24 protein-coding genes are annotated in these 25578 nt (G+C 41.0%); 12 read left to right on the top strand and 12 right to left on the bottom strand.

The window, feature by feature from the left end; translation table 11 throughout:
* Positions 1-5: 5 nt before the first annotated feature.
* The 3 genes from QM830_RS02760 to QM830_RS02770 all read right to left on the bottom strand — a co-directional run bounded on the left by QM830_RS02760 (position 6) and on the right by QM830_RS02770 (position 2714).
* Positions 6-1118 (bottom strand): cysteine desulfurase family protein, encoded by a 1113-nt coding sequence (locus QM830_RS02760; protein ID WP_414325533.1) that lies wholly within the window; start codon positions 1116-1118, stop codon positions 6-8.
* Between the two features lie 9 nt (positions 1119-1127).
* Positions 1128-2084, bottom strand: a complete 957-nt coding sequence (locus tag QM830_RS02765) for a ribose-phosphate diphosphokinase (protein ID WP_003007186.1) — start codon at positions 2082-2084, stop codon at positions 1128-1130.
* Between the two features lie 72 nt (positions 2085-2156).
* A complete protein-coding gene (locus QM830_RS02770; RefSeq protein ID WP_414325535.1) occupies positions 2157-2714 on the bottom strand; it encodes a CYTH domain-containing protein in 558 nt (185 codons plus the stop codon).
* 95 nt (positions 2715-2809) lie between these two features.
* Between QM830_RS02770 and QM830_RS02775 the strand changes: the two genes are divergently transcribed.
* The 5 genes from QM830_RS02775 to mutY all read left to right on the top strand — a co-directional run bounded on the left by QM830_RS02775 (position 2810) and on the right by mutY (position 7401).
* The gene (locus QM830_RS02775; RefSeq protein WP_023918039.1) at positions 2810-3481 is read left to right on the top strand and encodes a GTP pyrophosphokinase family protein; all 672 of its coding nucleotides are present in this window, start codon (positions 2810-2812) and stop codon (positions 3479-3481) included.
* On the top strand, positions 3465-4283 hold the full coding sequence (locus QM830_RS02780) for an NAD kinase (RefSeq protein ID WP_332251624.1): 819 nt from the start codon (positions 3465-3467) through the stop codon (positions 4281-4283). Before QM830_RS02775 ends, QM830_RS02780 begins: the two co-directional genes overlap by 17 nt.
* Positions 4280-5173 carry an RluA family pseudouridine synthase gene (locus QM830_RS02785; protein ID WP_414325537.1) on the top strand — a complete coding sequence of 298 codons (894 nt, stop codon included), beginning with the start codon at positions 4280-4282 and terminating at the stop codon, positions 5171-5173. The genes QM830_RS02780 and QM830_RS02785 overlap by 4 nt, the downstream gene beginning before the upstream one ends.
* A gap of 19 nt (positions 5174-5192) precedes the next feature.
* The gene (gene pta, locus QM830_RS02790) at positions 5193-6167 is read left to right on the top strand and encodes a phosphate acetyltransferase (protein ID WP_414325539.1); all 975 of its coding nucleotides are present in this window, start codon (positions 5193-5195) and stop codon (positions 6165-6167) included.
* Between the two features lie 88 nt (positions 6168-6255).
* Positions 6256-7401, top strand: a complete 1146-nt coding sequence (gene mutY, locus QM830_RS02795) for an A/G-specific adenine glycosylase (RefSeq protein ID WP_414325541.1) — start codon at positions 6256-6258, stop codon at positions 7399-7401.
* Between the two features lie 770 nt (positions 7402-8171).
* Here mutY and QM830_RS02800 read toward each other — a convergent pair.
* The 5 genes from QM830_RS02800 to QM830_RS02820 form a co-directional block, all read right to left on the bottom strand.
* On the bottom strand, positions 8172-8519 hold the full coding sequence (locus QM830_RS02800) for a thioredoxin (RefSeq protein ID WP_414325543.1): 348 nt from the start codon (positions 8517-8519) through the stop codon (positions 8172-8174).
* A 108-nt stretch (positions 8520-8627) separates the two neighbouring features.
* Positions 8628-10343, bottom strand: a complete 1716-nt coding sequence (locus QM830_RS02805) for a phospho-sugar mutase (protein ID WP_414325545.1) — start codon at positions 10341-10343, stop codon at positions 8628-8630.
* Between the two features lie 151 nt (positions 10344-10494).
* Positions 10495-11055, bottom strand: coding sequence for an ECF transporter S component (locus tag QM830_RS02810; protein WP_009730985.1), 561 nt, complete (start codon positions 11053-11055; stop codon positions 10495-10497).
* Entirely contained in the window at positions 11052-11591 is a 540-nt protein-coding gene (coaC, locus tag QM830_RS02815; RefSeq protein ID WP_414325547.1) for a phosphopantothenoylcysteine decarboxylase, read from the bottom strand. The genes QM830_RS02810 and coaC overlap by 4 nt, the downstream gene beginning before the upstream one ends.
* Before the next feature lie 10 nt (positions 11592-11601).
* Entirely contained in the window at positions 11602-12279 is a 678-nt protein-coding gene (locus QM830_RS02820) for a phosphopantothenate--cysteine ligase (protein ID WP_414325548.1), read from the bottom strand.
* A 175-nt stretch (positions 12280-12454) separates the two neighbouring features.
* Here QM830_RS02820 and QM830_RS02825 point away from each other — a divergent pair, with 175 nt between their 5' ends.
* Complete coding sequence (locus QM830_RS02825; protein WP_009730988.1) at positions 12455-14125, top strand: formate--tetrahydrofolate ligase; 1671 nt, start codon at positions 12455-12457, stop codon at positions 14123-14125.
* A 68-nt stretch (positions 14126-14193) separates the two neighbouring features.
* Here QM830_RS02825 and QM830_RS02830 read toward each other — a convergent pair whose 3' ends face one another.
* Positions 14194-15537 (bottom strand): MATE family efflux transporter, encoded by a 1344-nt coding sequence (locus tag QM830_RS02830; RefSeq protein ID WP_009730989.1) that lies wholly within the window; start codon positions 15535-15537, stop codon positions 14194-14196.
* Positions 15538-15632: 95 nt separating this feature from the next.
* Here QM830_RS02830 and QM830_RS02835 point away from each other — a divergent pair, with 95 nt between their 5' ends.
* The 4 genes from QM830_RS02835 (at position 15633) to QM830_RS02850 (ending at position 19173) form a co-directional block, all read left to right on the top strand.
* Positions 15633-16187 carry a GNAT family N-acetyltransferase gene (locus tag QM830_RS02835; RefSeq protein WP_009730990.1) on the top strand — a complete coding sequence of 185 codons (555 nt, stop codon included), beginning with the start codon at positions 15633-15635 and terminating at the stop codon, positions 16185-16187.
* Positions 16188-16400: 213 nt separating this feature from the next.
* Complete coding sequence (gene brnQ / locus QM830_RS02840; RefSeq protein ID WP_414325550.1) at positions 16401-17714, top strand: branched-chain amino acid transport system II carrier protein; 1314 nt, start codon at positions 16401-16403, stop codon at positions 17712-17714.
* A gap of 159 nt (positions 17715-17873) precedes the next feature.
* Positions 17874-18581, top strand: coding sequence for a thiol-disulfide oxidoreductase-associated membrane protein CcdA2 (gene ccdA2, locus QM830_RS02845; protein WP_414325552.1), 708 nt, complete (start codon positions 17874-17876; stop codon positions 18579-18581).
* A 22-nt stretch (positions 18582-18603) separates the two neighbouring features.
* Positions 18604-19173 (top strand): TlpA family protein disulfide reductase, encoded by a 570-nt coding sequence (locus tag QM830_RS02850; protein ID WP_414325553.1) that lies wholly within the window; start codon positions 18604-18606, stop codon positions 19171-19173.
* A gap of 37 nt (positions 19174-19210) precedes the next feature.
* Here the strand turns inward: QM830_RS02850 and QM830_RS02855 are convergent, their stop codons facing one another.
* From QM830_RS02855 to QM830_RS02865, 3 genes are read right to left on the bottom strand one after another with little or no spacing between them, the layout of a single operon-like run.
* On the bottom strand, positions 19211-20455 hold the full coding sequence (locus tag QM830_RS02855; RefSeq protein WP_414325555.1) for an NAD(P)H-dependent oxidoreductase: 1245 nt from the start codon (positions 20453-20455) through the stop codon (positions 19211-19213).
* A 17-nt stretch (positions 20456-20472) separates the two neighbouring features.
* A complete protein-coding gene (locus QM830_RS02860; protein WP_009730995.1) occupies positions 20473-21078 on the bottom strand; it encodes an NADPH-dependent FMN reductase in 606 nt (201 codons plus the stop codon).
* A 25-nt stretch (positions 21079-21103) separates the two neighbouring features.
* Positions 21104-22027 (bottom strand): FAD:protein FMN transferase, encoded by a 924-nt coding sequence (locus tag QM830_RS02865; protein WP_414325558.1) that lies wholly within the window; start codon positions 22025-22027, stop codon positions 21104-21106.
* A 224-nt stretch (positions 22028-22251) separates the two neighbouring features.
* Here QM830_RS02865 and nox point away from each other — a divergent pair, with 224 nt between their 5' ends.
* Entirely contained in the window at positions 22252-23628 is a 1377-nt protein-coding gene (gene nox, locus QM830_RS02870) for a H2O-forming NADH oxidase (protein ID WP_009730997.1), read from the top strand.
* A 357-nt stretch (positions 23629-23985) separates the two neighbouring features.
* Positions 23986-25533, top strand: coding sequence for a ClC family H(+)/Cl(-) exchange transporter (locus QM830_RS02875; RefSeq protein WP_414325560.1), 1548 nt, complete (start codon positions 23986-23988; stop codon positions 25531-25533).
* The last annotated feature ends 45 nt before the right edge of the window (positions 25534-25578 follow it).

Genomic DNA, 25578 nt, shown 5'->3' on the forward strand with positions numbered 1-25578 from the left:
TTCTCCTATGATAAAATTTCTTTTAGTTTTGCGAGGAAGTCTTGAACCTCCTCTGAAGTATTGAGTTCTGAAAAACTTATTCGAAGGGATTCTTTTAAGCGTGCACTCTCTTTTCCGTAAAGGGCCTCAAGAACATGGCTGGGTTGTACGGTACCGGCGGTACAAGCAGAACCAGTGGATACGGAAATACCAGCTAAATCCAGTCTCATCAGTAAGACATCATTTTGCACACCTGGAAAACCAAGGTTCCATACGAAGGGAAGATGATGATCGCTCGCGTTTAAGTAGTAGTTGTAATCAGCTAACCCATTGAGCAATTCCTGACCTAGTTTTTGAACCTGGTGGAAATTTTCTTCTTGATGAAGGGTAGCTTCTTGGAGAGCTGTCGCCATTCCAGCAATGGAAATAAGATTTTCGGTACTAGCTCTCATCTTGCTTTCCTGATCCCCACCATGGATGAGATTGTCAAAATCAGGGATAGCCGCATAAAGAAAGCCAACTCCCTTGGGACCATGGAATTTATGAGCAGAAGCACTGAGAAAATCGATTCCAAACTCTTCAGGATAGACAGGAAGCTTTCCGATTGCTTGGACAGCATCGACATGAAAGGCAGCTGGATGATTTTCTAACAGTTCTCCAATTTCCTTAATTGGCAAGAGATCCCCAGTTTCGTTATTGGCAAACATGGTAGAGACGAGAATGGTATCTGGTCTAAGTGCTGCTTTGATATCACTTGCTTGAATACGCCCTTCTCTTGGTTGAACGATCGTGACTTCAAATCCGAAACAAGCCACAAGGTATTCAATTGGTTCTAAAACTGCATGGTGTTCCAAAGCGGTCGTAATGATGTGTTTACCATCTGCCTGGTGTTTCAAGCAATAGCCTTTAATAACAGTATTATTGCTTTCTGATCCCCCAGAAGTAAAGAAAATACGATTTGGAAGGGTATGGAGAGACTGAGCAATTTGCTCACGAGACTCTCGGAGGAGCTTACTAGCCATTCGTCCATGAGTATGAAGACTGGATGGATTTCCAAATGTGGAAGCCATCGTTTCCGTCATCTTGGAGATAACTTCTGGAAGCAGGGGGGTTGTTGCGGCATTATCAAAATATATCACATTCAGACCTTATTTCTTATGGTAGGCAAATAGAGGACTAACAGGTTTTCTTTCTTGAATGCGAACAATAGCTTCAGCGATTAGTTCGCTAGCTGTCAGATAGTTAATGTTTTTAGGAGTTGGTCCATTTGGAGCAACAGAATCCGTTACCAAGATTTCCTTGATTGGAGCTTGGTCTAGTAGTTCAACAGCGCCTTTTACAAACAAGCCATGACTTGAAACAGCATAAATCTCAGTAGCGCCTTCGCGTTCAACGATTTTCGCAGCTTCTGAGAAAGTTTTCCCAGTATTGAGGATATCGTCAATCAAGATGGCTTTTTTATCTTTGACATCTCCGATGATATAGCCATAATCACGATTAGCATCATCTTGTTCATAATCAATAATCGCGATTGGAGCATCAAGATATTCAGCCAAACTACGAGCACGTTTAACTCCAGAGTTTTTAGGACTCACGACTACGACATCTGGACCTGTCAGGCCTTTGTTAATGTAGTGCTCTGCAAAGAGTGGAATGGTGAAGAGGTTATCCACGGCAATATCAAAGAAACCTTGAACTTGCACTGCATGGAGATCTAGTGTTACGACGCGATCTACCCCAGCTTTGACCAACATGTTTGCAACGAGTTTAGCTGTAATTGGTTCGCGAGGAGCAGCAGTTCGGTCTTGACGAGCATAACCAAAATAAGGCATGACCACATTGACAGTATTCGCACTAGCCCGCTGGCAAGCATCGACCATGATTAACAGTTCCATCAAGTGATTGTTGACAGGGAAACTGGTTGATTGGATGATATAAATATCATATCCACGAACACTCTCTTCAATATTGACTTGGATTTCCCCATCTGAGAACTGACGGGATGAAATTTTCCCAAGTGGAACCCCAGCATGATCCGCTATTTTTTGCGCAATCTCTGGGTTTGAATTGAGAGAGAAGAGTTTCATATTTTTTTTATCTGACATGTGATTCTAACCTCATTTAGATTTTTAATCTTAGCACTATTTTAGCAAAAATTTGCGATAATTTCAGCTATTTTACAATCTTTCCGCTAATCTAGCGATTTTATTTTTTGCAGCCTTGTAGACGATTCCATGGTCTGAAATGAACTGATGAAAATTTTCTTCCTGTTCAGCAGTTTCCACCTCAATTTCCAACTCATAGTCTTCAGTGTCTAGATATAGACTGTGGTCGAGTGCCACCAAGCCTGCAGCTGTTTCTTTTTCGAATCGTTCTGTTGTCAGGCTTCCCCAGACAACAAGTTGTTCAACTGGGATTCCTTTTGAGTCCAAGAGGTTTTTGATTTCTCCATCAGGAAACTCTTTATTCTGAAGGATGGCTTTGGTTTCTTCTTGACTTAGATTTTGATTGTATTCAAAATGGCCAACTGTTTCTGGGACTTTGAGAGTCAATTCCGCCTGATTGGTGAAGGTACGAACCCGTAAGGCCATTTTTTCTTGGCGGATGAGCTGGTCTGGTGTGTCGATATAGTGGTTGGTTTGGACAACCAATTCTGTATCTGTAAAAAGTGGAAGGAGGGATTGGTATTCGTCCTTGTCTAGCAAGGTTTTGTATTCAATTTCTAAATGATTCATTTTATAGTCCTTTGCTTTTTTTCGAAAGCGATTCATGATATAATAAGAGATGTGTTTATTGTATACAAAAATGGTTCAGATTACAAGGTGGTAGGATGGCAATTGATTGGGAAAACTTCTTAGACCCTTATATCCAAGCAGTTGGGGAATTAAAAATCAAACTGCGTGGGATTCGTAAACAATATCGTAAGCAACAAAAGCATTCTCCAATTGAGTTTGTCACTGGCCGTGTCAAACCGATCGAGAGCATCCGAGAAAAGATGATCCGAAGAAATATCTCTGAAGAAAATCTGGCGCAGGATATGCAGGATATTGCAGGTCTTCGCATCATGGTCCAGTTCGTAGACGATGTCGAAGAGATTCTAGAAGTTTTGAGACAACGGCAGGACATGCGCGTGGTCCAAGAGAGAGATTACATTCGCCACAAGAAATCAAGTGGTTACCGGAGTTACCACGTTGTGGTAGAGTATCCGGTCGATACCATTGATGGTAATGAGACAATCTTAGCAGAGATTCAAATTCGGACCTTGTCCATGAATTTTTGGGCAACGATTGAACACTCGCTCAATTATAAATATAAAGGAGACTTTCCAGACGAGATCAAAAAACGCTTAGAGACGACTGCAAACCTGGCCTATCTCTTGGATGAAGAGATGGGAGCGATTCGGGATGCGATTCAGGAGGCTCAAGCCCTGTTTGATCCACTTCATCGTAAGTTAAATGATGGCGTTGGAAATAGTGATGACACAGATGAAGACTACAGGTAAAAAAGTATCCATTATTCGCAATCGCAAGCGTCAAAGCGAAGAGGTTTTTCAGCAATTGCGCTACAAACTTCGGAAAAATAATTTTATTTTGACGGAAAAGCATCCGGATATTGTGATTTCCATTGGTGGAGATGGGATGTTGCTATCGGCTTTTCACAAGTATGAACACCAGTTGGATCGGGTTCGCTTTATTGGCGTCCATACTGGACACTTAGGATTCTATACGGATTACTTGGATAGTGAGATCGATAAGCTAGTTGAGAATTTAAAGTATGATACCGGGGCTAAAGTTTCCTACCCTATTTTGAATGTCAAGTTAACGTTCGACAATGGTGAAACCCGTACCATGAGAGCCTTGAACGAAGCAACGATTAAGAGAAGCGACCGGACCATGGTTGCTGATCTCACGATTAATGGAGTGGATTTTGAGCGCTTCAGAGGAGACGGAATTACCGTTTCGACTCCCACAGGAAGTACGGCTTATAATAAATCCTTGGGAGGAGCCGTTCTTCACCCAACCATTGAGGCATTGCAGATTGCAGAGATTGCCAGTCTCAACAATCGTGTCTATCGGACTTTGGGTTCTTCGGTTATTGTCCCTAAAAAGGATAAGATTGAGATTACACCGACGAGACCTGGCTTCCACATTATCTCTGTTGACAATTCAACTTATTCCTATCGAAATATAGCAAAGGTGGAGTACCAGATTGACAACCATAAGATCAATTTTGTGGCTAGTTCTAGTCATACCAGCTTCTGGAATCGGGTCAAGGATGCCTTTATCGGAGATGATCGGGAATGAGATTTGAATTCATTGTCGATGAGCATGTCAAGGTCAAGACTTTCTTGAAAAAGCACGAGGTTTCTAAGGGGCTCTTAGCCAAGATCAAGTTTCGTGGTGGCCAGATCCTTGTCAATGGTCGGCCAGAAAACGCTGTTTATTTGTTAGATATTGGCGATCACTTGATCATTGATATTCCAGCAGAAGAAAGTTTTGAAACTTTAAAACCCCTGGATCGTCCTTTGGATATTTTGTTTGAAGATGATCATTTTTTGGTCTTAAACAAACCCTTTGGCATCGCCTCGATTCCAAGTGCGATTCATTCCAATACCTTAGCAAACATTGTGAAGGGCTATTATGTAAAACAGGGATATGAGAATCAGCAGGTACATATTGTTACGCGCTTGGATAAGGATACGAGTGGCGTTATGCTCTTTGCCAAACACGGTTATGCTCATGCTCGTTTAGATAAGCAATTACAGGCCAAGACCATTCAGAAACGCTACTATGCCTTGATTAAGGGAGATGGCCAGTTAGATCCAGTTGGAGAGATTATTGCCCCCGTTGCGCGTGATGAAGATTCGATTATTACTCGAAAGGTCGCTAAGGGTGGTAAATATGCCCATACTAGCTACCAAGTCGTTCAATCTTTTGGCAAGATTCATCTGGTAGATATCCAGTTGCACACAGGTCGGACCCATCAAATTCGGGTTCATTTTTCCCATATTGGTTTTCCACTGTTAGGGGATGATCTTTATGGTGGGAGTTTAGAAGATGGCATCGAGCGTCAGGCTCTCCATTGTCACCGTTTATCTTATTATCATCCATTTTTAGGGGAGGAGTTGGTCATAGAAAGTCCCCTGCCTCCCGATTTTCAAGCTGTATTAGAGCAGCTCAAAAAGAGTCATTAATTATTAGAAGGAGAAACTCATGGAAGTTTTTGAAAATCTCAAAGCCAATCTTATTGGTAAAAATGCTCGTATTGTATTCCCAGAAGGTGAAGAGCCTCGTATTCTGCAAGCAGCAAAACGCATTGTCAAAGAAACAGACGTAACACCTGTATTGCTTGGGAATCCTGACAAGATTGGTATTTATCTTGAAATTGAAGGAATTTTAGAAGGATATGAAGTCATCAATCCTCAAACGTATTCCGATTTTGAAGAGATGGTAGCTTCCTTAGTTGAGCGACGTAATGGGAAAATGACAGAAGAAGAAGCCCGTCAAATCTTGAAAGATGACGTTAACTACTTTGGGGTTATGTTGGTTCATATGGGAATTGTCGACGGTATGGTCTCTGGAGCCATCCACTCAACAGCTGCAACCGTTCGTCCGGCTCTTCAAATCATTAAAACACGTCCAAACGTTAGTCGGACATCTGGTGCCTTCCTCATGGTTCGTGGATCTGAACGCTACTTGTTTGGAGACTGTGCGATTAACATCAATCCAGATGCTGAAGGCTTGGCTGAAATTGCCATCAACTCTGCTATCACAGCCAAGATGTTTGGGATTGATCCAAAAATCGCTATGTTAAGCTATTCTACAAAAGGTTCTGGTTTTGGTGAGAGTGTTGATAAGGTAGTTGCAGCGACCAAAATTGCTCATGAGCTTCGTCCTGACTTAGAAATTGATGGAGAATTGCAATTTGATGCAGCCTTTGTACCGGAAACTGCAGCTTTGAAGGCTCCAGGAAGCAAGGTAGCAGGACAAGCCAATGTCTTTATCTTCCCTGGTATCGAAGCAGGTAACATCGGTTACAAGATGGCAGAGCGTCTTGGTGGCTTTGCGGCGGTTGGTCCAGTCTTGCAAGGGTTGAACAAACCAGTGAATGACCTCTCTCGTGGCTGTAATGCAGATGATGTTTACAAGTTGACTTTGATCACAGCGGCTCAAGCAGTGGAACAGTAAAACCTATTTGACTCAGGAATTTCCTGAGTTTTTTTATGTGCAAATCAGAATTCCTTTCCTCAATACGATTCTGTGGTATACTAGGAATATGATGGATTTAAAAGACTATGGGATTAATATGTGGGAAGAGGAAAAAATTGCCTCTTTCCGAGAAAAGTTATTAGCCTGGTATGATGCCAATAAACGAGATCTTCCTTGGAGAAGGACGCAGGATCCTTATAAAATATGGATCTCAGAGATTATGCTCCAACAGACACGAGTGGATACAGTAATTCCTTATTATGAGCGTTTTTTAGACTGGTTTCCGACGGTCGCTGATTTGGCTCAAGCTCCTGAAGAAAAACTCTTAAAAGCTTGGGAAGGCTTGGGCTATTACTCACGGGTCCGCAACATGCAGAAAGCTGCACAGCAAATCATGGAGGACCATGGGGGTGTGTTTCCATCAAGTTATGAGATAATATCTAAACTGAAGGGAATTGGGCCTTATACAGCTGGTGCCATTGCGAGTATTGCTTTTGGCTTGCCAGAGCCAGCAGTGGATGGTAATGTCATGCGTGTTCTAGCCCGCTTGTTTGAGGTGGACTACGATATTGGAGTCCCGACCAATCGCAAGATTTTTCAAGCCATGATGGAGTTTTTGATTGATCCAGACCGTCCTGGTGACTTCAACCAGGCTTTGATGGATTTGGGCTCAGATATTGAATCTCCAATCAATCCACGGCCGGAAGAGAGTCCTGTAAAAGAGTTTAGCGCGGCTTATCAACATGGAACCATGGATCGTTATCCCATTAAGGCTCCTAAGAAGAAACCGGTACCTGTCTATCTAACAGCCTTTATTATCAAGGATAGCCAAGGGCGCTATTTACTGGAGAAAAATGAGCGAGAAGGGCTCTTGTCAGGTTTTTGGCATTTCCCTTTGATCGAAGTGGATAGCCTATCTGAGAACCTAGGCCAATTGTCACTACTGGATGGGCAGGGTCATAAAGTAGACAACCCAGAAATTCTCTCCTTTGAGCAAGACTATGATTTGGTCATTGATTGGCAGGATAGGTCTTATCCTATCGTTCAGCATGTCTTTTCGCATCGCAAGTGGCAGGTTCAACTTCGATACGGCTTGGTAAAAGAAGGAGAGCAATCAACCAGTGAATCGACTGTTTGGTTGCTACCAGAAGAATTTTCGGCCTATCCTTTTGCCAAACCCCAGCAAAAGATTTGGGAAGCCTTTAATAAATAAAGGTTCATCTCAATTTAGAGCATAAGTTTATGAAGAAAGAATAGGATTATGTAACTTATATGGAGTATAGACCAGATTATTCAGATAAAAATTTTATAGGAACTCGTAGTATATTTGCTTGTATTCTCTATTTTATATTAGCTTGTTTCAATTATTTTTTGGCTTTTGCATATTTTGCTTATATTCGCGTATTGTATTCTAATCATACAAAAATCAGTTCTATCTTAATTTGTTGCTTTATTTGTTACAATTTATTTTTCCTGATTCGTGAGTTAAATTTTAAAATCCTTCACTGGTGTGGTTACCACGCCTCACCAAAATATAATAGATTTGGCAGAGGGAGATTTCCTTTATTTAATAAAATAACAAGATCATATAAAATGCATTACATGAAAAGATCAAAGAAGCACCAATTTCTATTCTTACTCAGTTATTTGCTTTATTTAAATTTATTACCCATCTGTACCTTTATATATTTTTATTTTATAATACATTTTAATATAACAGAGTTCAATAACGAAAATAAAATCTATTTTTGTATCATCTTCATCCTGTTATTTGTGCTAATCGCTATATTAGAATTACTTTTTAAAAGATATAGAAAATGGTATACAAAACATTTTAATCTTGATGATAGGCTAGAGGAGCATGAATTTCCAATATTTTTCTTAAAAGAAAAGAAGATTTATTAAAATAGTTTGATTAAAAGATTTTGACAATTTTTATTGAAAACGAAAAATAGCTAGAGAATCATCTCTAGCTATTTTTTCTTATAAATGAGCAAAGGCTTTGATTTCTTCTTCTGACATGGAAGAGTCACAACGCACACTGACTTTTCCGTCTTCTGTATGAAGGAAACCTGGGACAGTTGGAATACCATAGGTAGAACGGAAGACTTGCAAAGCATCAAGTTGACTTGGTTCTTCACTATTAATAAAGTAGATATGAGCTTTTGTTTCAGCTACGACCGTTGCTAGTTTAGCAGCGAACTTCCGGCAGTAAGGACAAGTCTTGCGTCCAATAAAGAAGGTCGCTGTTTCTTTTGTGTCGATAGCTTCTTGCGCACGCGCAACAGTGGTTACTTCAAGATCTTTAATATCTTCTAAAAATTGTTCCATGAGATTACCTCGCTTTCTTATAAATCTAGTATGCCATAAAGGAGGAAAAAATGCTTTATTTTGATACGAAAAAAAGATGAGATTGCTTGATCTCATCTTTTATCTTGCTCATTTTACAAAGGCATTGATTTCTGCTTCGATATTAGCAATTTTTTCTTTAGCATCTGCTTCAGATTCACCAACAGTAGCGATGTAGAATTTGATTTTTGGTTCTGTTCCAGAAGGACGCACGGCAAACCATGAATCATCAGCCAAGAAGTATTTCAAAACATTACTTGGAGGAGTTGTCAATTTTTCAACGCCGTCAGCAGTAGTAGCTGTTTGTTCTAAGAAGTCTTCTGTCTTAGCAATGTCAGTGTTGTTGAATTGTTTAGGAGCGTTACCACGGAATTTATCCATGATTTTCTTGATTTCAGCAGCTCCATCCACACCTGAAAGGGTAACAGAGATGGTCTTTTCTGCGAAGTAACCATATTGTTTGTAGATTTCTTCGATACCATCTGCCAAAGTCATACCACGTGAGCGGTAGTAAGCTGCGATTTCAGCAACGATCAATACGGCTTGGATAGCGTCTTTATCACGTACAAATGGTTTGATGAGGTAACCGAAGCTTTCTTCAAAACCGAGCATGTATGTGTGGTTGTGTTGAGTTTCAAATTCATGGATTTTTTCACCGATAAATTTGAAACCAGTCAAGACGTTAAACATGGTTGCGCCGTAGCTTTCTGCAATCTTAGTCACCAATTCAGTTGATACAATTGATTTACAAAGGGCAGCATTAGCAGGAAGTGTGCCTGCTGTTTTGTGGGCTTCAAGAATATATTTAGCAATGATTGCTCCAATTTGGTTACCGGAGAGGTTGAGGTAAGAACCATCTGGTTGGCGGATTTCGACACCAAGACGGTCAGCGTCTGGGTCTGTTGCAACCAAAACGTCGGCATCCACTTCGCGGCCAAGTTCTTCAGCAAGAGCAAAAGCAGCTTGGCTTTCTGGGTTAGGAGATTTAACAGTTGAGAAGTCAGCATCAGGAACCGCTTGAGCTTCAACAACTTGAACTGCTTCAAATCCAGCTTGAGCAAGGGCACGGCGTGCCAACATTTCACCAGTACCATGAAGTGGCGTGTAGACAATCTTCATGTCGCGACCGTATTCATTGATCAAGTTTTGGTTGATGTTAACGCCTTTCACTTCTTTCAAATATTCAGCGTCGACGTTTTCACCGATAACTTCAATCAAGCCGTTAGCTTTGCTTTCTTCAAGATCAGCCAATTGAACAGTGAATGGATTTTCGATCGCACGGATGTAATCTGTCAATGCATCCGCATCTGCAGGTGGCATTTGTCCACCGTCTTCGCCATAAACTTTGTATCCGTTAAATGGAGCTGGGTTGTGGCTAGCAGTTACCATGATCCCAGCAAATGTGTGGAGATGACGTACTGCGAATGACAATTCAGGTGTTGGACGAAGGCTCTCAAATACATAAGATTTAATACCGTGAGCTGCCAAAACTTGAGCGGATTCAAAAGCGAACTCAGGAGAGAAGTGACGGCTGTCATAAGCGATAGCAACACCGCGTTTTTTAGCTTCCTCCCCTTTTGAGTCAATCAATTGGGCTAAACCTTCAGTTGCTTGGCGAACCACATAAATGTTAATACGGTTAGTACCAGCACCGATCAAACCACGCATACCTGCTGTACCGAATTCAAGGTTAGTATAGAAGGCATCTTCTTTGGTTTTTTCGTCCATTGCGACCAACTCTTCACGAAGGTAAGCTGGTAATTCAGCAAAGTCGAGCCATTTTTGGTAGTTTTCTTGATAAGTCATGCAAGCGTCTCCTTTTTGCTATATATTTAATCGCTTTCATTATAGCAAATTTTTTCAGAAAATTCTAGCGATAATTGTAAATCTTTTCAAAAATAAAGAGGGAATTTTGGATAGAAAAAAGGTCCAGACAAATCTGTCTCGACCTAATTTTCTATTTTAATTTTTCAAGGGATGGGACGACTGCACTAGTAATGAGTACTGTCGCAATGACTTCGATGAGTGAGTTAGTAGACACAATCAAGCCAAGGAAATTTTGAATTCCCCCTCCAAAACTGTTCCCAAAGAAGAAGTAGATCCCGCTTAAAACGAATACAGTATTGGTCATAGAACCGATCATCCCCGCTACCATAAGTCCTGTACGATTGTGGAACCATCGATAGACAAAATAAGGTGTTACCCCGATGAGAATACGAGGTACTAAAGCGATGAGAAGGGAGTAGAGATTTCCGTGAGGGACAAAAGGACTAAAGAGATAACTTGCTGGGGTTAAAACCAGTGTATTCATGGTGAGGCTAAAGAGTCCCATGAGTAGTCCTAGAATAGCACCTGTACGAGGTCCATAAATGATAGATGCGATCACGACAGGGATATGAACCAAGGTTGGTTGAATTCCTGATGGAACAAATTGCAGAATGAAGGATGTCACAAAATGAATGGTAATCATGACTGCAAAGAAGATGGCAATTCGTGAAATAGAAGATGATTTTCTCATAAACAATGCTCCTTAACGGCTTTTACAATAGATTCTACAGTCGCTAGAGCTCCAGACCCTTGATCGCCACAAGCGAGAGTAGCATGGCGAGGTTGAATAATCTGATAGCCGTAGTCTTGTAAGAGTTTTATATTTCGTTGGGTAGCTGGGTGTTCCAGCATTTTTGTATTCATAGCGGGGGCTAGTAATTTTTTTGTTCCTTGAGGTAAGGCTAGAGCTGTGCTTGTCACCATATTATCTGCTAGCCCCATGGCAAGTTTGGCAATGGTATTGGCACTAGCCGGTGCTACAAGAAAGATGTCCGTTTCTTTCCCAATGTCGATGTGCTCAATCCGCTGTGGATCCTCTTCAATCATGACATCTAAACCGACTGGATTTTTTGAAAGAACCTGAAGAGTTAGGGGAGTAATAAATTTTCTAGCTGCAGGAGTCATAAGAACCTTGACTTCCAGTCCTAATTTGGTTAGTTGACTGGTAATATCAGCTGCTTTATAGGCGGAAATACTCCCAGTAACGGCTAATGTAATCTGTGTCATATATTCCTTCTTACTCTATAAATCTTAGAATGGTTTCTGCGATTTCAGTTTTGGTCGAGGCTTCTAGGACGCGATCATCTGTCACTAGATAGGCTTGATGATGACCATCTTGTATCGTAGTAAGATCATTGGCAACAATCATGTTGGCATGATTTTTCACTAAACTTTCAAGTGCTACCTGAATCAATTCTTCAGAAGGAACAGCAACTAAGAGTTTAAAGCCAATCAGTTGAATAGAGGGATTCCATTCTTTGACAAGTGAAATAATCTTTGGATTTTTCTTTAGAAAGAGCACTTGATACTCTTCTTTTGAAGAAATCTTGGTTTCCTGATTCTTTTGTTGTAAAAATCTATGAAGATCTGGAGCTTTTTCAACAGCTTCAAGTCCAGTCATATAAACCGGTGTGTAGTCTGAAACAGCCATGGCATGGATCAAGACTTGATGATGTGGAACTTCCTTTTGCATGTGTGTGTGAAGCTCCTCGACATTATTGATGACTAGAAGTTTTAGCTGCGGGTGAGGTTGAGGTTTGAGGGCAGTAGGGGTTGTGATCAAAGTTACCTGATGGCCCTTTGTAAGAGCAGTTTCTGCTATGATTTTGCCCAGACTCCCAGTGGAATGATTGGTGATCGAACGTACGCTGTCGATGGCTTCGCTAGTCCCACCAGATGTAATTAAAATATGCATATGCTTATTTTACACAAAAAAGATACGTAAGTAAAGTTCTGAAGATCTAAAAAATAGCTATGGAAAGATATAAAATTTACATAAATAACGAACGTTTCATTCCAAATATGGAAAAACAATTTTATTTTCGCGAATTTTAGGTATAATAGGTCTATCAAATATAAAGGAGTCCCTTATGAAAACAGATATCGAAATTGCTCAAAGCATTGAACTTCAACCGATTGTGGATGTTGTGAAGAAAATTGGTTTGGAAGACGATGATCTTGAATTGTATGGAAAATACAAAGCAAAATTGAGCTTTGATAAGATTCGAGAAGTTGAGAAAAATCCGGTTGGAAAGCTCATTTTAGTCACTGCCATCAACCCGACACCTGCTGGAGAAGGGAAGTCAACCATCACCATTGGTCTAGCAGATGCTTTGAACAAAATTGGTAAAAAAACCATGATTGCCATTCGCGAACCTTCTTTAGGTCCAGTTATGGGAATTAAGGGTGGGGCTGCTGGAGGTGGTTATGCCCAAGTTCTACCCATGGAAGACATCAACCTTCATTTCACGGGTGACATGCATGCGATTACAACGGCAAATAATGCACTTTCAGCTTTAATCGACAATCATTTGCATCAAGGAAATGAGTTAGGTATTGACCAACGCCGGATTATCTGGAAACGGGTAGTGGACTTGAATGACCGTGCTTTGCGTCACGTATCGGTCGGTCTTGGTGGACCGCTCAATGGGATTCCGCGTGAAGATGGGTTCGATATCACCGTTGCTTCTGAAATTATGGCTATCCTTTGCCTGGCGACAGATATTGAAGACTTAAAACGCCGTTTGGCTAATATTGTCATCGGTTACCGCTATGATCGAAGCCCAGTTTATGTCCGCAACTTAGAAGTGGAAGGAGCGCTTGCCTTGATCCTAAAAGATGCGATCAAGCCAAACTTGGTTCAAACCATCTATGGAACGCCTGCCTTTGTCCACGGAGGTCCTTTTGCTAATATTGCTCATGGATGTAACTCTGTATTGGCGACGACAACAGCTCTTCACCTAGCTGACTATACGATTACAGAAGCAGGATTTGGTGCTGACCTTGGTGCTGAAAAATTCCTCGATATTAAAACTCCAAACTTGCCAACCTCACCAGATGCTGTCGTCATTGTTGCAACCCTTCGTGCTCTTAAGATGAATGGAGGAGTTAGCAAAGATGCTCTTGCACAAGAAAATGTTGACGCTGTTCGTGCTGGTTTTGCAAACTTGAAACGCCACGTTGAAAACATCCGTAAGTTTGGTATTCCTGCAGTAGTAGCTATCAATGAATTCATCACCGATACAGAAGCAGAAGTTGCTGCTTTGAAAGAATTGTGTGCTGAAATTCAAGTACCAGTTGAGCTTGCGAGCGTATGGGCGAATGGTGCTGACGGTGGGGTTGACCTTGCTGAAACTCTGGTTCAGACCATCGAAACCACTCCAGCTCAATACACACGCTTGTATGATAACAACCTTTCTGTAGAAGAAAAAATTGAAAAGATTGTGACGGAGATTTACCGCGGGACTAAGGTGAACTTTGAGAAGAAAGCCAAGACACAAATTGATCAAATTGTTAAAAATGGTTGGGACAAGTTGCCGATCTGTATGGCCAAAACCCAATACAGCTTCTCAGACAATCCAAATGCCTTGGGAGCTCCTGAAAACTTTGAAATCACTATCCGTGAAGTAGTACCAAAATTGGGAGCCGGCTTTATCGTCGCTTTGACTGGGGATGTCATGACCATGCCTGGTTTACCAAAACGACCGGCTGCATTGAATATGGATGTGGCTACTGATGGAACAGCCATCGGCTTGTTCTAATAGACGTCTTAAAAAAACAACTTCTGTTCAATGGAGCAGAAGTTGTTTTGCTGTTTACTAGTAACGTTTTATGGTGCAAGAAGCTTTTGTCTGGCTTTCTGGTAGGTAAACCACAGTTGAAGGGTCATTGGAATCCAAATCAAGGGCTCACAAAGGATGACTCCTATATAGCCTGTATGAGGGATAATCAAGAGCACAAAGAGAATTTTTCCAGTCAACTCAATAACGCTAGAGATCAAGGGGGGCAATTTGTGGCCAATACCTTGAAGGGTGTTTCCTAAAATTAAGAGACAGCCTAAAACTGGATAGAAGAAAGAGCTGATCTGCAGATAAAGACTGGCATTTGCGATTAATTTAGGATCGCTAGATCCAGATATGAGGCTTGTAAAGAAGGGGCTTGTAAAGAAGAGGAAAACTGCAACAAAAATGGACCAAATAAGAGAGAGGAGACAAGCTTGTTTAACGCCTTTTTGAATGCGTCGGAATTGTTTAGCACCAAAGTTTTGCGAGGTAAAGGTCGTCATACTTGTAGAAATAGCGGCCATTGGCAGAAGGGCAAAGGACATGATCCGGCGAGCTGAGATTTGAGCACTAATGATGGTCATTCCAAGCTTGTTGATAGCTGATTGCAAGATGACGGTTCCAATAGAGACAATCGAAGACATGAGGCCCATGGTCAGTCCTTGGCTAATCAAATCCTGATACAGCCTTTGATCCCAGACAAAATCTTTTCGACTTGGTAGAAGAAAAGGGACCTTTTTGCGGATATAAAAGAAACAAAGAAGTGCGGAGAAACTTTGAGCAATAATAGTCGCAATTCCAGCGGACTGGACTCCAAGATGGAGCTGGGTAATAAAAAGAAGGTCCAGAAGGATGTTGAGGATGGCGGCGATAATCAAGAAGTAGAGAGAGGCCAAGCTATCACCAACTGCTCTAAGAAGTCCGGCACAAAGATTATAGGCAAAGGTTACAGCCACACCATTCACAATGGTGGAGATATAGAGATAGGACTGAGCTAAAATAACAGAAGGTGTCCCTAAAAACTGAAGGAGAGGATAGAGTCCGACAGCACCGATAAGCATAACAAGGAGACTTAATACTCCACCAATCATAGCAGTTGCTGCAACAGATTTTCTCAATTGGTCTTCGTTTTTTGCTCCGTAATTTCTCGCAATAATGATGCCCATCCCATTGCTAACACCGACAGAAAATCCGACGATTAAATCAAAAATGGCAGAGGTCGCTCCAACAGCAGCTAGTGATCTTTGACCTAAAAAACGACCTACAATCATAACATCCGATATATTGTAGACTTGTTGGAAGATATTGGATAAGAGAATAGGGAAGGCAAAACTCAAAAGAGCTGGTAAAATAGGATCATCAGTGAGATTGACACGTTGAATTCTTTTCATAGTGCCATTATACCAACTTCACAAAACAGCGACAAGCGTCTTTGGTTGAATGCCCTTACATTTTTTGGTATAATCAGGGAAGAAACGGAGGCTTTATGAGCTTAACCAGCCAATTAATTACTGAAACATTTCCAGATTTGGATAAAGTCGAGCGGTTGAATATCGAGGCTTTCCCTGAAGAGGAACGGATTCCTTTATCAGAATACTTACGCTATACAGATAATGACGATGCCAATTTCTTTGCTTTTTATAACGAAGAAGAATTTGTTGGTTTTGCTTTCTCTATCTATAATCAGAAAGCTTTTTACGTCAGCTTCTTTGCCATCATGCCTCACTTACGGAGTCATGGGTATGGCCAAGAAATCATTGAAAAATTAGTCGAGTTTTACCAACGGACCATGCTCCTAGAGGTTGAGCGACTGGATGAAGAATGTGATAATCTAGAGCAACGTCAGGCACGGATGGATTTCTATATACGAAATGGCTTTAGAACAGCCAATGCTTTTCTTGAATACGACGACCTTAGTTTTGAGATTCTCTATCGAGGAGAGGGCTTCGATGAGGAGGCCTACCGTGATATCTTCCATAAACTGCAAGCAGAGAATTATTTTGATTTCCGCATCCAATACCGACGGTTTAGTGAAGATTAGATACAAAAAGAGCCTCTCTGTTTCTTGGCAGAGAAGCTCCTTTTTAGTTGATGGATGAAGAAGTATATATAATTCTATGGTAGCATCTTCTTTTTCTAATAATATACCTTGATTCATAAGTTGTTCCTAAATGCAATAAATCAGGTAAAAAGAATTGCCGTGGTGACAGAAAGCTGTTATACTAGAAAAGATTCAACATAAAAAGGAGAACATATGTTACGAAAAGGTTCCTTAACAGGTTTGCTGTTATTTGGTATTTTCTTCGGTGCAGGGAATTTGATCTTTCCACCTGCGCTAGGTGCCCAGTCGGGTAGCCATTTTTGGCCAGCTATTGCTGGATTTGTCTTATCAGGAGTGGGGATTGCCATCATCACCTTGATTGTCGGTACACTCAATCCCAAGGGATATGTCCACGAGATTTCACGTAAAATCGCTCCTTGGTTTGCTATCGTTTATCTGGTAGCCTTGTACCTCTCTATTGGCCCCTTCTTTGCCATTCCAAGAACGGCTACTGTTTCCTACGAAGTTGGGATTGCCCCCTTGTTAGGACAATCTGGTGGCAGTCTCTTCATTTTCACCTTGGTTTATTTCTGTTTAGCCTATTTGATTGCCCTCTATCCATCCAAGATCCTAGATAGTATTGGTCGGATTTTGACCCCGATCTTTGCGATCTTGATCGTTGTACTGGTTGTCCTCGGTGCTCTTAAGTACAGCGGACAAGCGCCACAAGTGGCAACAGCAGCCTACCAAGCATCTGCCTTTGGTCAAGGTTTCCTTGAAGGCTATAATACCTTGGATGCCCTTGCTTCAGTGGCCTTTAGTGTGATTGCGGTAACCACCCTCAATCAACTTGGTTTCACCAGCAAGAAAGAATACATTAAAACCATCTGGATCGTTGGGATCGTCGTAGCCATTGGCTTTAGTATTTTATACATTGGCTTGGGCTATCTTGGAAATCATTTCCCAATTCCAGCAAAAGTGATGGCATCTGATGCCAATAAAGGGGTCTATGTCCTTTCAGAAGCGACCAAGACTGTCTTTGGCCCAGCTGCTCAAATATTCCTCGCAGGTATGGTGACGGTGACTTGTTTCACAACAACAGCCGGTTTGATCGTGTCAACAGGGGAATTCTTCCATAACACTTTCCCTAAAATCTCTTACAAGGTCTATGCGACAATCTTTACTTTGATTGGTTTTGCGATTGCCAACCTTGGCTTGAGCGCCATTATTGCCTATTCATTACCTGTCTTAATGATTCTTTACCCAATCACCATTACCATTGTGTTGATTGTGATTGTTAACAAATTTATCGATCTTTCAAAACCAGGAATGCAACTGACTATTTTCTTAGTTAGCTTGGTAGCGATTGCAGATGTTCTTGCAAGCACCTTTAAACTTGCAGGACTAGCAAACATCATTAAGCACTTGCCGTTTGCTGCCCAATCCCTCCCATGGTTACTACCAGCAGTAGTTGGTATTGTCCTATCGCTTTTCTTGCCCAATAAACAAAGTGCAGAAGAGGAATAGGTAGTCAATTGAACTCCAAAGTTATGTTCTTTGGAGTTTTTGTTTGGTTTTGAAACTAGTTTCTAACTGATTTTTTAATAATCAAAGCGTAGCAGAAATTTTTAATTTAAGGAATGTCATGTTATACTATTTCTAACATATCAATATACGGAGCATTTTATGAATCAAATCGTTTTCTCTTTCACTGTCTTTCTGGCAGGGATTCTCTCCTTTTTCTCTCCTTGTGTCTTCCCTTTGCTCCCGGTCTACATCGGCGTTTTGCTAGGAAGTGATCAGGAAAAATCCGTTCAGATTTTTGGGAAAAAGATACGCTGGCATGGCATCGTTAAGACCTTGTGTTTTATCGCAGGTATTTCTGTTATTTTCCTTATCATAGGTTTCGGAGCTGGCTTATTGGGGCAGGTTATGTATACCAACTGGTTCCGCTACGTGATGGGAGCGCTGATCATTATCCTTGGTCTTCATCAGATGGAAGTCTTTCATTTTCATTTCCTTGAGAAGCAAAAATCAGTAGATTTTGGAGCCAACAGACAGAAGAATGAGTTGTTTTCAGCCTTTCTTCTTGGTCTTGGCTTTAGTTTTGGTTGGACGCCTTGCATTGGGCCTGTTCTTGGCTCTGTTCTTGCCTTAGCAGCATCCAATGGACAAGATGCCCTCGTGGGTGCTCTCTATCTCTTTATCTATACATTAGGGATGGCCATCCCATTCTTGCTCTTAGCACTGGCATCAGGCCTTGTATTACCTTATTTCAATCGTCTCAAACCCCATCTCTTGTTGCTGAAGAAAATCGGTGGAGCCATCATTATTCTTATGGGGATTCTATTACTCTTGGGACAATTAAATAGCTTGTCTTCAATCTTTTCATAAATCAAATGGAGGTATTATACCTATGAAATTTATCAAATATACGTGTTTTTCAATCCTCTCAATCGCTTTACTATCTGCTTGTTCGATGGAGCAATCAAGTGAGAGTGGTATGAACAATATGAGCAATCAAACCATGACCAACACAACCTCAAGTAAACATCCCTTAGTAGGAAAAGAAGCTAGTGACTTTGAGCTAAAGGATATGAAGGGGAATACGGTTAAACTTTCAGACTACAGAGGGAAGAAGGTATATTTGAAATTCTGGGCAACCTGGTGTGGCCCTTGCCGGCAAAGTATGCCTGAACTGAATAAACTGGTCGAAGAAAAGGATAGGGACTTTGAGATTCTCACTGTTATGGCACCAGGGATGCAAGGTGAAAAAACAGAAGAAGAGTTCGTCAAATGGTTTGCCCAACAAGACTATCAATCGGTTCCTGTTTTGTACAATCCAGATGGATCTGCTTTTATGAATTATCAAGTACGTTCCATTCCTACAGAAGTCTTCATTGATAGCCAAGGGAAGATTGGTCATGTGCAGCTAGGGGCGATTTCAAACGAAGATGCCAAGAAGATAATCAGTGAGTTAAAATAAAAAAATGAAGCATCAAGCTTCATTTTTTTGTAGTTTTTTAGTTACTTGCACCAGATGTAGCATCTGTATCACCGTGGCCTCCGTCGCCGTGGCCCCCAGCATCAGAGGCACCTGAAGTTGCATCTGCATCCCCATGACCGCCAGCAGGAGCAATTGGCCCACTACCGCCTACAAGACGTTGACCAGTTGTTTGAAGGTACCAGTCCAACCATGGTTTAAAGTTAAAGACAATTTCATTAATACCAGCGTAAGAACCATCTTCATAGTACATAGCTTGGTAGTTGTGGGTGTTGATCACCCCTTCAGGTGACCCTGGAACAATAGTACGGACATAGTCTTGGTTTCCATTACGAAGGGTCCCAATCACCCATTCTACATTTTTCATACGTGCTGGTGGAAGAGATCCATGAACCGTTGACATACGGCTACCTGATTGAGGTGGTACCCGTTTGGCAAACATACTATCTGGATCTTGATGGGCATTGTTGTAGTAGAGGAATTGGTTGTTATCATCTGCGTAGGTTAACTCAAAAGGCATAGCTTTCAAGAACATATCAATTTGATTAACAGTTAGGATACCATGGTCTAGTTTCACATAGGTATCACCAGAAACAGCTCCTGTGATTTCTGCAACCTTTTCAACCCAATCTGGATCATCCGGATCGACCTCAGTGACAGTAGTAGAAATTGGATGATTACAATCCAAGTCTTCAGGTTCAATTGGCTTTGGTTTTTTCAATTTGGACACAACCTCAACGTATTTGATAAAATTATCTAAGCAAGTTTCAAGGAATTTAACGGTTCCTTCATTTTTGATATTCCCATTTTCGTCAAAAGCTTCTTTGGCTTTTCCGAGAAGGAATTCATTTCCTGGAAGGGTATAGGCATTGACACCCGGAGCGTCAAGGATCTTGCGGAGGTGAACCTGAGCTCGTGAAGTTCCTTGATCATAATAGGAAGCCCCAACGACCATGACTGGTTTATTTTCAAAAGGGTGTACTTCAAAGGAAAGCCATTCGAGGACTGATTTGAGAGCAGCTGAAATGGTATGGTTGTGCTCTGGAGTTGCAATAATTACACCATCTGCACGAGTGATTTTATTGTACAAAAGACGTAATTGGAAGCTTTCGTCCCATTTTTCGTCTTGGTTAAACATTGGAACTTCATCAATTTCAAGAATTTCCAATTCAAATTTAAGCTTAAATTGGCGTTGCATGAATTCCAAGAGTTTACGGTTATATGATTGATCATAGTTTGAGCCTAAAATTCCAACAAATTTCATTCTTATCGTCTCCTATTCTACAAGTTTTCCCAGTTAAATTTTTCAGCAGATTTGCGAATTAACTCATGAGCATTCCGTAATTTGTCTGTAATCTTGACAAAAATACGGAAGTCATCGAAGATAGCATCCAATTGTTGAATGACTTCTAAATCTACCAGATCTCCATATTGGTCGAAGGCTTGCAATGAATGTGAAAGTAAGAATTCATCTGGTAAAACATTTGCTTTAATTTCTGGAGCGTTTAAGATTTGACGAAGTTGCAATTGGGCACGTGAAGATCCTAAAGTACCGTAGGAAGCACCCGTGATCATAACTGGTTTGTTCAATAAAGGAAAGACCCCGTAAGAGAGCCAAGCTAAAGCGCTCATCAGAACAGCTGGAATAGAGTGATCGTATTCAGGGGTACCGATGATGACACCATCAGCTTGCTCGATTTTGGCAACAATTTCTAAGATAGCTTCTGGTACTTTCTTGTCAGCCGGTTTGTCAAAAACTGGGATGTCTTTGATTTCGACCAATTCAATATCCGCCTTATTAGCGAAATGTTTTTGCATGTATTGAAGTAGTTGACGGTTTGTAGAACGTTTGGAGTTGGTCCCCACAATCGCAATTAGTTTTGTCATAAAAATTTTCCTTTCTGATGTAGCGTTATATATAGGACTGAAGCCCACTTGTAAAGGCGATCTTGCCTGATTGCGAAACCAATAAGGTATCGATACCAGGGAGCGATTCAACAATATTGAGAATAGAAGACGGGGTTTCTCCAAATAGTCGAGTAGTCCAAATCTCTCCATCTACGGATTGATCAGATATGATGGTAATGCTGGCCAAGTCTGTCTCAACAGGATAGCCTGTCTTGCTATCGAATATATGGTGAAAAGACTGGCCATCAACCTCTAAATGACGCTCGTAAATCCCTGAGGTTACGACAGACTTGTTCTCGATTGAAAGAGAGAGTAAGTGGTGACCTCTTGGTTCAACAGGATTTTGAATCCCGATTCGCCAGGGCTGTTTTCGAATTGGATTCTGACCGACTGTCAGAATATTGCCTCCCAGGTCGATCAAAGCATCCGAGATTCCTTGACTTTTTAGAAATGAAGCAATGAGGTCAGCACTGTAACCCTTTGCCAAAGCCCCTAGATCAACTTTCATACCAGGATGTGTTAGATAGACAGCATGGTTTTCATGATCTAGTTGGATTTGTTGAGGGTTGATCTTCAACAAGGCTTGGTCAATTTCTTTCTGGTCAGGTCGCCTAGCATCAGCAAATCCAATTCGCCAGGTCTGAACAAGAGGACCAATCGCAATATTTAAATGGCTATTTGGTGCCTGACTGTGCCGAGTACCTAAAGAGATGAGTTCAAAAAGATCTGGATGGACTTGAACGGCTGAAATACCCGCTTGATGATTGACCTCCATGAGTTCAGAGCTTGCATCATTGGCACTGAAGCGGTGTTCATAAGAACGGAGAAGCTCAAAACATCGAGCGAGAAGGTTATCTGCTTGTGGATGCAGGATCGAAACAGTAATCGTTGTTCCCATCAAGCGTTCAGATTGACTGCTTAGGTCCACTGAAAATATATCCTTTCCTATTTTCACTTACTTATAGTATATCAAAAAGAGATCGTTTTCACAATCGTTTTAAGCATATTATTTGACTTTTTTTACAGTATGTGAAATCTATATTTCTTGTGAAATTGAAAAAAAAATCACAAATTTAAGCAAAATCATTGTAAACGATACCATTTTTGTGATATACTCAAGAGGTAAATTAAATTAAAGGTAGGATTTTTTCTATGAGTAAAATCGTTGTTGTAGGGGCAAACCATGCCGGAACAGCATGTATCAACACTATGTTAGATAATTTTGGATATGAAAATGAAATTGTAGTTTTCGACCAAAACTCTAACATTTCATTCCTTGGTTGCGGAATGGCGCTTTGGATCGGTGAACAAATCGATGGTCCTGAAGGTCTTTTCTACTCTGACAAAGAAAAATTGGAAGCAAAAGGTGCAAAAGTGTATATGAACTCACCTGTTCTTTCAATCGATTATGACAAAAAAGTTGTGACAGCAGAAGTTGATGGTAAAGAACACAAAGAATCATACGAAAAATTGATCTTTGCGACTGGTTCTACACCAATCATTCCTCCAATCAAAGGAGTTGAAATTGTTCCTGGTAACCGTGAGTTCAAGGCGACTCTTGAAAACCTTCAATTTGTAAAATTGTACCAAAATGCTGAAGAAGTTATTGAAAAATTGAAAGACAACAGCAAACACTTGAACCGCATTGCCGTAGTTGGTGGTGGGTACATCGGTGTTGAATTAGCTGAAGCTTTCGAGCGTCTTGGCAAAGACGTTGTCTTGGTTGATATCGTGGATACTGTCTTGAACGGTTACTACGACAAAGACTTTACAGACATCATGGCGAAGAACTTGGAAGACAACAATATTCGTTTGGCTCTTGGACAAACTGTTCAAGCGGTTGAAGGAAATGGTAAAGTGGAACGCCTTGTGACTGACAAAGAAACTTTCGATGTAGATATGGTGATCTTGGCAGTTGGTTTCCGCCCTAACACAGCTCTTGCTGATGGTAAGATCGAACTCTTCCGCAATGGTGCCTTCCTTGTTGATAAGAAGCAAGAAACTTCACTTCCAGGTGTATACGCTGTTGGTGACTGTGCGACAATCTACGACAATGCGCGTGATGAAATGAGTTACATCGCTCTTGCATCTAACGCTGTTCGTTCTGGTATTGTGGGTGCTTACAACGCAACTGGTCACGAATTGGAAGGAATCGGTGTTCAAGGTTCTAACGGTATCTCTATCTACGGCCTTCACATGGTTTCAACTGGTTTGACACTTGAAAAAGCAAAAGCTGCTGGTTTCAACGCTGGTGAAACAGGATTCAACGACCTTCAAAAACCAGAATTTATCAAACACGATAACCATGAAGTTGGAATCAAGATTGTCTACAATAAAGACAACCGTCAAATCCTTGGTGCTCAAATGGTATCACGTGATAGTGCAATCTCAATGGGAATTCATATGTTCTCACTTGCGATTCAAGAACACGTGACAATTGATAAGTTGGCTTTGACAGACTTGTTCTTCTTGCCACACTTCAACAAACCATACAACTACATCACAATGGCAGCTTTAACTGCTGAATAATAGCTAAAGTTATATTAAAACTTTCCTTAGGTGAGTACGGACGTCAGCGAACTTCGTAGAAGTTCTATGACTAATTATTGAGCCTAAGGTCTCAATAATTCCGAGTGCCTGAAACTTTATTGTTTTAGGCACTTTTCTCACAGCGGAAAGTTTTGATTTTTCTTTATTCGTTCCATAAATAGAACATATTTATATTTTTTTGTAGAATTTCTTAACTTATTTTACTTTATGAAATGGTTTGTCTACATTCTAAACAAAGCTAGCGGTGCTAGTTTTGTTTTTTTCTGCTTTTCCATGTATTCAGAGACGGTGAAATGAGGTATAATAAAGAAGATTAGAATGTGAAGGAGTTAGGGAATGTCTGAAAAAGAAGAAGATTTAAAAAAGGAATTTCATTTTGCCTCTAGTTCGATTGTGGCACATATTGTCAGAGGTGTTCTGGTTGGGATTGTGGTAGGATGCATTGTCTCAAGTTTTCGCTTCTTGATCGAACATACTTTTCATTTTGTTCAAGGGGTTTACACGGAAATGCCTCGTCATCCTCTCTATTTTTTAGCAATGCTTGGTGTGTATGTCTTGATCGTACTTCTAGCAGGTCGCCTGATTCGCTCCAATTGGGATATCAAGGGATCCGGAATACCGCAAGTAGAAGCAGAACTTAAGGGCCTCTTGGCCGTAAGTTGGTGGGATACCTTATGGAAGAAGTACATCCTAGGGATTTTAGCTATCGGTAGTGGCCTGATGCTTGGTCGTGAAGGTCCTAGTATTCAATTAGGGGCTATGGGAGGAAAAGGTATCGCTCATCATTTGAAGGTCAGCCCAGTAGAGGAGCGCTCATTGATTGCGAGTGGTGCCGCTGCAGGTCTTGCTGCAGCCTTTAATGCACCGATAGCGGGGCTCTTATTTGTAGTCGAAGAGGTCTACCATCATTTTTCACGTTTTTTTTGGATTTCAACCCTTGCGGCTAGTTTGACTGCTAACTTCATTTCACTCAATATCTTTGGTCAAACGCCAGTTCTCCATATGCCACAAAATATTCCTCCTCTTCCTCTCTCCCAGTATTGGATTTATCTTTTTCTTGGGGTCTTTTTGGGAGCAGCAGGCTATGTATATGAAGTAGTGGTGCTGAATATCGGTCGATTGTATCGTTTACTTGAGAAGATTTTTCATGTTCCTTCTCATTACTCTTCCTTATTTGCCTTTGTCTCGATTATTCCAATCGGCTATTTCCTTCCACAAATTCTTGGTGGCGGGAACCAATTGGTTTTGGATTTAGCTCGAGTACCGTATCCAGTTCTATCGATCCTTCTCTATTTTATGATCCGTTTTATCTGGAGTATGTTGAGCTATGGTAGTGGTCTACCTGGTGGGATCTTCCTGCCTATACTAGCATTAGGATCGCTGTTAGGGGCCATAGTTGGAACTTTCCTTCAAAACATTGGCTTTATCTCTCAAAATCAACTTCCTCTCTTCATTATTTTAGGAATGAGTGGGTATTTTGGGGCTATTTCGAAAGCTCCTTTAACAGCGATGATCTTAGTGACAGAGATGGTAGGCGATATTCGAAGTTTAATGCCACTAGGGATGGTTACCTTGGTAGCTTATATGATTATGGATCTCTTCCATGGTGCGCCAGTCTATGAAGCCATGCTGGAGCAACTCTTGCCAGATAAGGCGCAAGAAGAAGAAGGAGAACTGACCTTAATTGAGATTCCTGTATCCGAAAAGATTGCAGGAAAACAAGTTCATGAACTCGAACTCCCCCAAGATATTTTGATCACCACGCAAATGCGAAGCGGTAAGAGCTATACGGTCAATGGTGCAACCCGCTTGTATCTAGGGGATAGCATCTTTGTGGTAGTGAAAGAATCCGAAATCGGACGGGTCAAGGATATTCTTTTGTAAAAGACCGATTCTCTAAAAAAGTTTTTCTATTATTAAATTTTCAGA

Source organism: Streptococcus sp. OMI750, assembly GCF_047463895.1.
In the GTDB taxonomy this organism is placed as follows: domain Bacteria; phylum Bacillota; class Bacilli; order Lactobacillales; family Streptococcaceae; genus Streptococcus.

What these genes read in the sequence shown, in the direction of transcription:
- QM830_RS02765 (WP_003007186.1), bottom strand. Translation starts at nt 2,084, where the DNA reads ATGTCAGATAAAAAAAATATGAAACTCTTCTCTCTCAATTCAAACCCA.
- QM830_RS02770 (WP_414325535.1), bottom strand. Translation starts at nt 2,714, where the DNA reads ATGAATCATTTAGAAATTGAATACAAAACCTTGCTAGACAAGGACGAA.
- QM830_RS02775 (WP_023918039.1), top strand. Translation starts at nt 2,810, where the DNA reads ATGGCAATTGATTGGGAAAACTTCTTAGACCCTTATATCCAAGCAGTT.
- QM830_RS02780 (WP_332251624.1), top strand. Translation starts at nt 3,465, where the DNA reads ATGAAGACTACAGGTAAAAAAGTATCCATTATTCGCAATCGCAAGCGT.
- QM830_RS02785 (WP_414325537.1), top strand. Translation starts at nt 4,280, where the DNA reads ATGAGATTTGAATTCATTGTCGATGAGCATGTCAAGGTCAAGACTTTC.
- pta (WP_414325539.1), top strand. Translation starts at nt 5,193, where the DNA reads ATGGAAGTTTTTGAAAATCTCAAAGCCAATCTTATTGGTAAAAATGCT.
- mutY (WP_414325541.1), top strand. Translation starts at nt 6,256, where the DNA reads ATGATGGATTTAAAAGACTATGGGATTAATATGTGGGAAGAGGAAAAA.
- QM830_RS02800 (WP_414325543.1), bottom strand. Translation starts at nt 8,519, where the DNA reads ATGGAACAATTTTTAGAAGATATTAAAGATCTTGAAGTAACCACTGTT.
- QM830_RS02805 (WP_414325545.1), bottom strand. Translation starts at nt 10,343, where the DNA reads ATGACTTATCAAGAAAACTACCAAAAATGGCTCGACTTTGCTGAATTA.
- QM830_RS02810 (WP_009730985.1), bottom strand. Translation starts at nt 11,055, where the DNA reads ATGAGAAAATCATCTTCTATTTCACGAATTGCCATCTTCTTTGCAGTC.
- coaC (WP_414325547.1), bottom strand. Translation starts at nt 11,591, where the DNA reads ATGACACAGATTACATTAGCCGTTACTGGGAGTATTTCCGCCTATAAA.
- QM830_RS02820 (WP_414325548.1), bottom strand. Translation starts at nt 12,279, where the DNA reads ATGCATATTTTAATTACATCTGGTGGGACTAGCGAAGCCATCGACAGC.
- QM830_RS02825 (WP_009730988.1), top strand. Translation starts at nt 12,455, where the DNA reads ATGAAAACAGATATCGAAATTGCTCAAAGCATTGAACTTCAACCGATT.
- QM830_RS02830 (WP_009730989.1), bottom strand. Translation starts at nt 15,537, where the DNA reads ATGAAAAGAATTCAACGTGTCAATCTCACTGATGATCCTATTTTACCA.
- QM830_RS02835 (WP_009730990.1), top strand. Translation starts at nt 15,633, where the DNA reads ATGAGCTTAACCAGCCAATTAATTACTGAAACATTTCCAGATTTGGAT.
- brnQ (WP_414325550.1), top strand. Translation starts at nt 16,401, where the DNA reads ATGTTACGAAAAGGTTCCTTAACAGGTTTGCTGTTATTTGGTATTTTC.
- ccdA2 (WP_414325552.1), top strand. Translation starts at nt 17,874, where the DNA reads ATGAATCAAATCGTTTTCTCTTTCACTGTCTTTCTGGCAGGGATTCTC.
- QM830_RS02850 (WP_414325553.1), top strand. Translation starts at nt 18,604, where the DNA reads ATGAAATTTATCAAATATACGTGTTTTTCAATCCTCTCAATCGCTTTA.
- QM830_RS02855 (WP_414325555.1), bottom strand. Translation starts at nt 20,455, where the DNA reads ATGAAATTTGTTGGAATTTTAGGCTCAAACTATGATCAATCATATAAC.
- QM830_RS02860 (WP_009730995.1), bottom strand. Translation starts at nt 21,078, where the DNA reads ATGACAAAACTAATTGCGATTGTGGGGACCAACTCCAAACGTTCTACA.
- nox (WP_009730997.1), top strand. Translation starts at nt 22,252, where the DNA reads ATGAGTAAAATCGTTGTTGTAGGGGCAAACCATGCCGGAACAGCATGT.
- QM830_RS02875 (WP_414325560.1), top strand. Translation starts at nt 23,986, where the DNA reads ATGTCTGAAAAAGAAGAAGATTTAAAAAAGGAATTTCATTTTGCCTCT.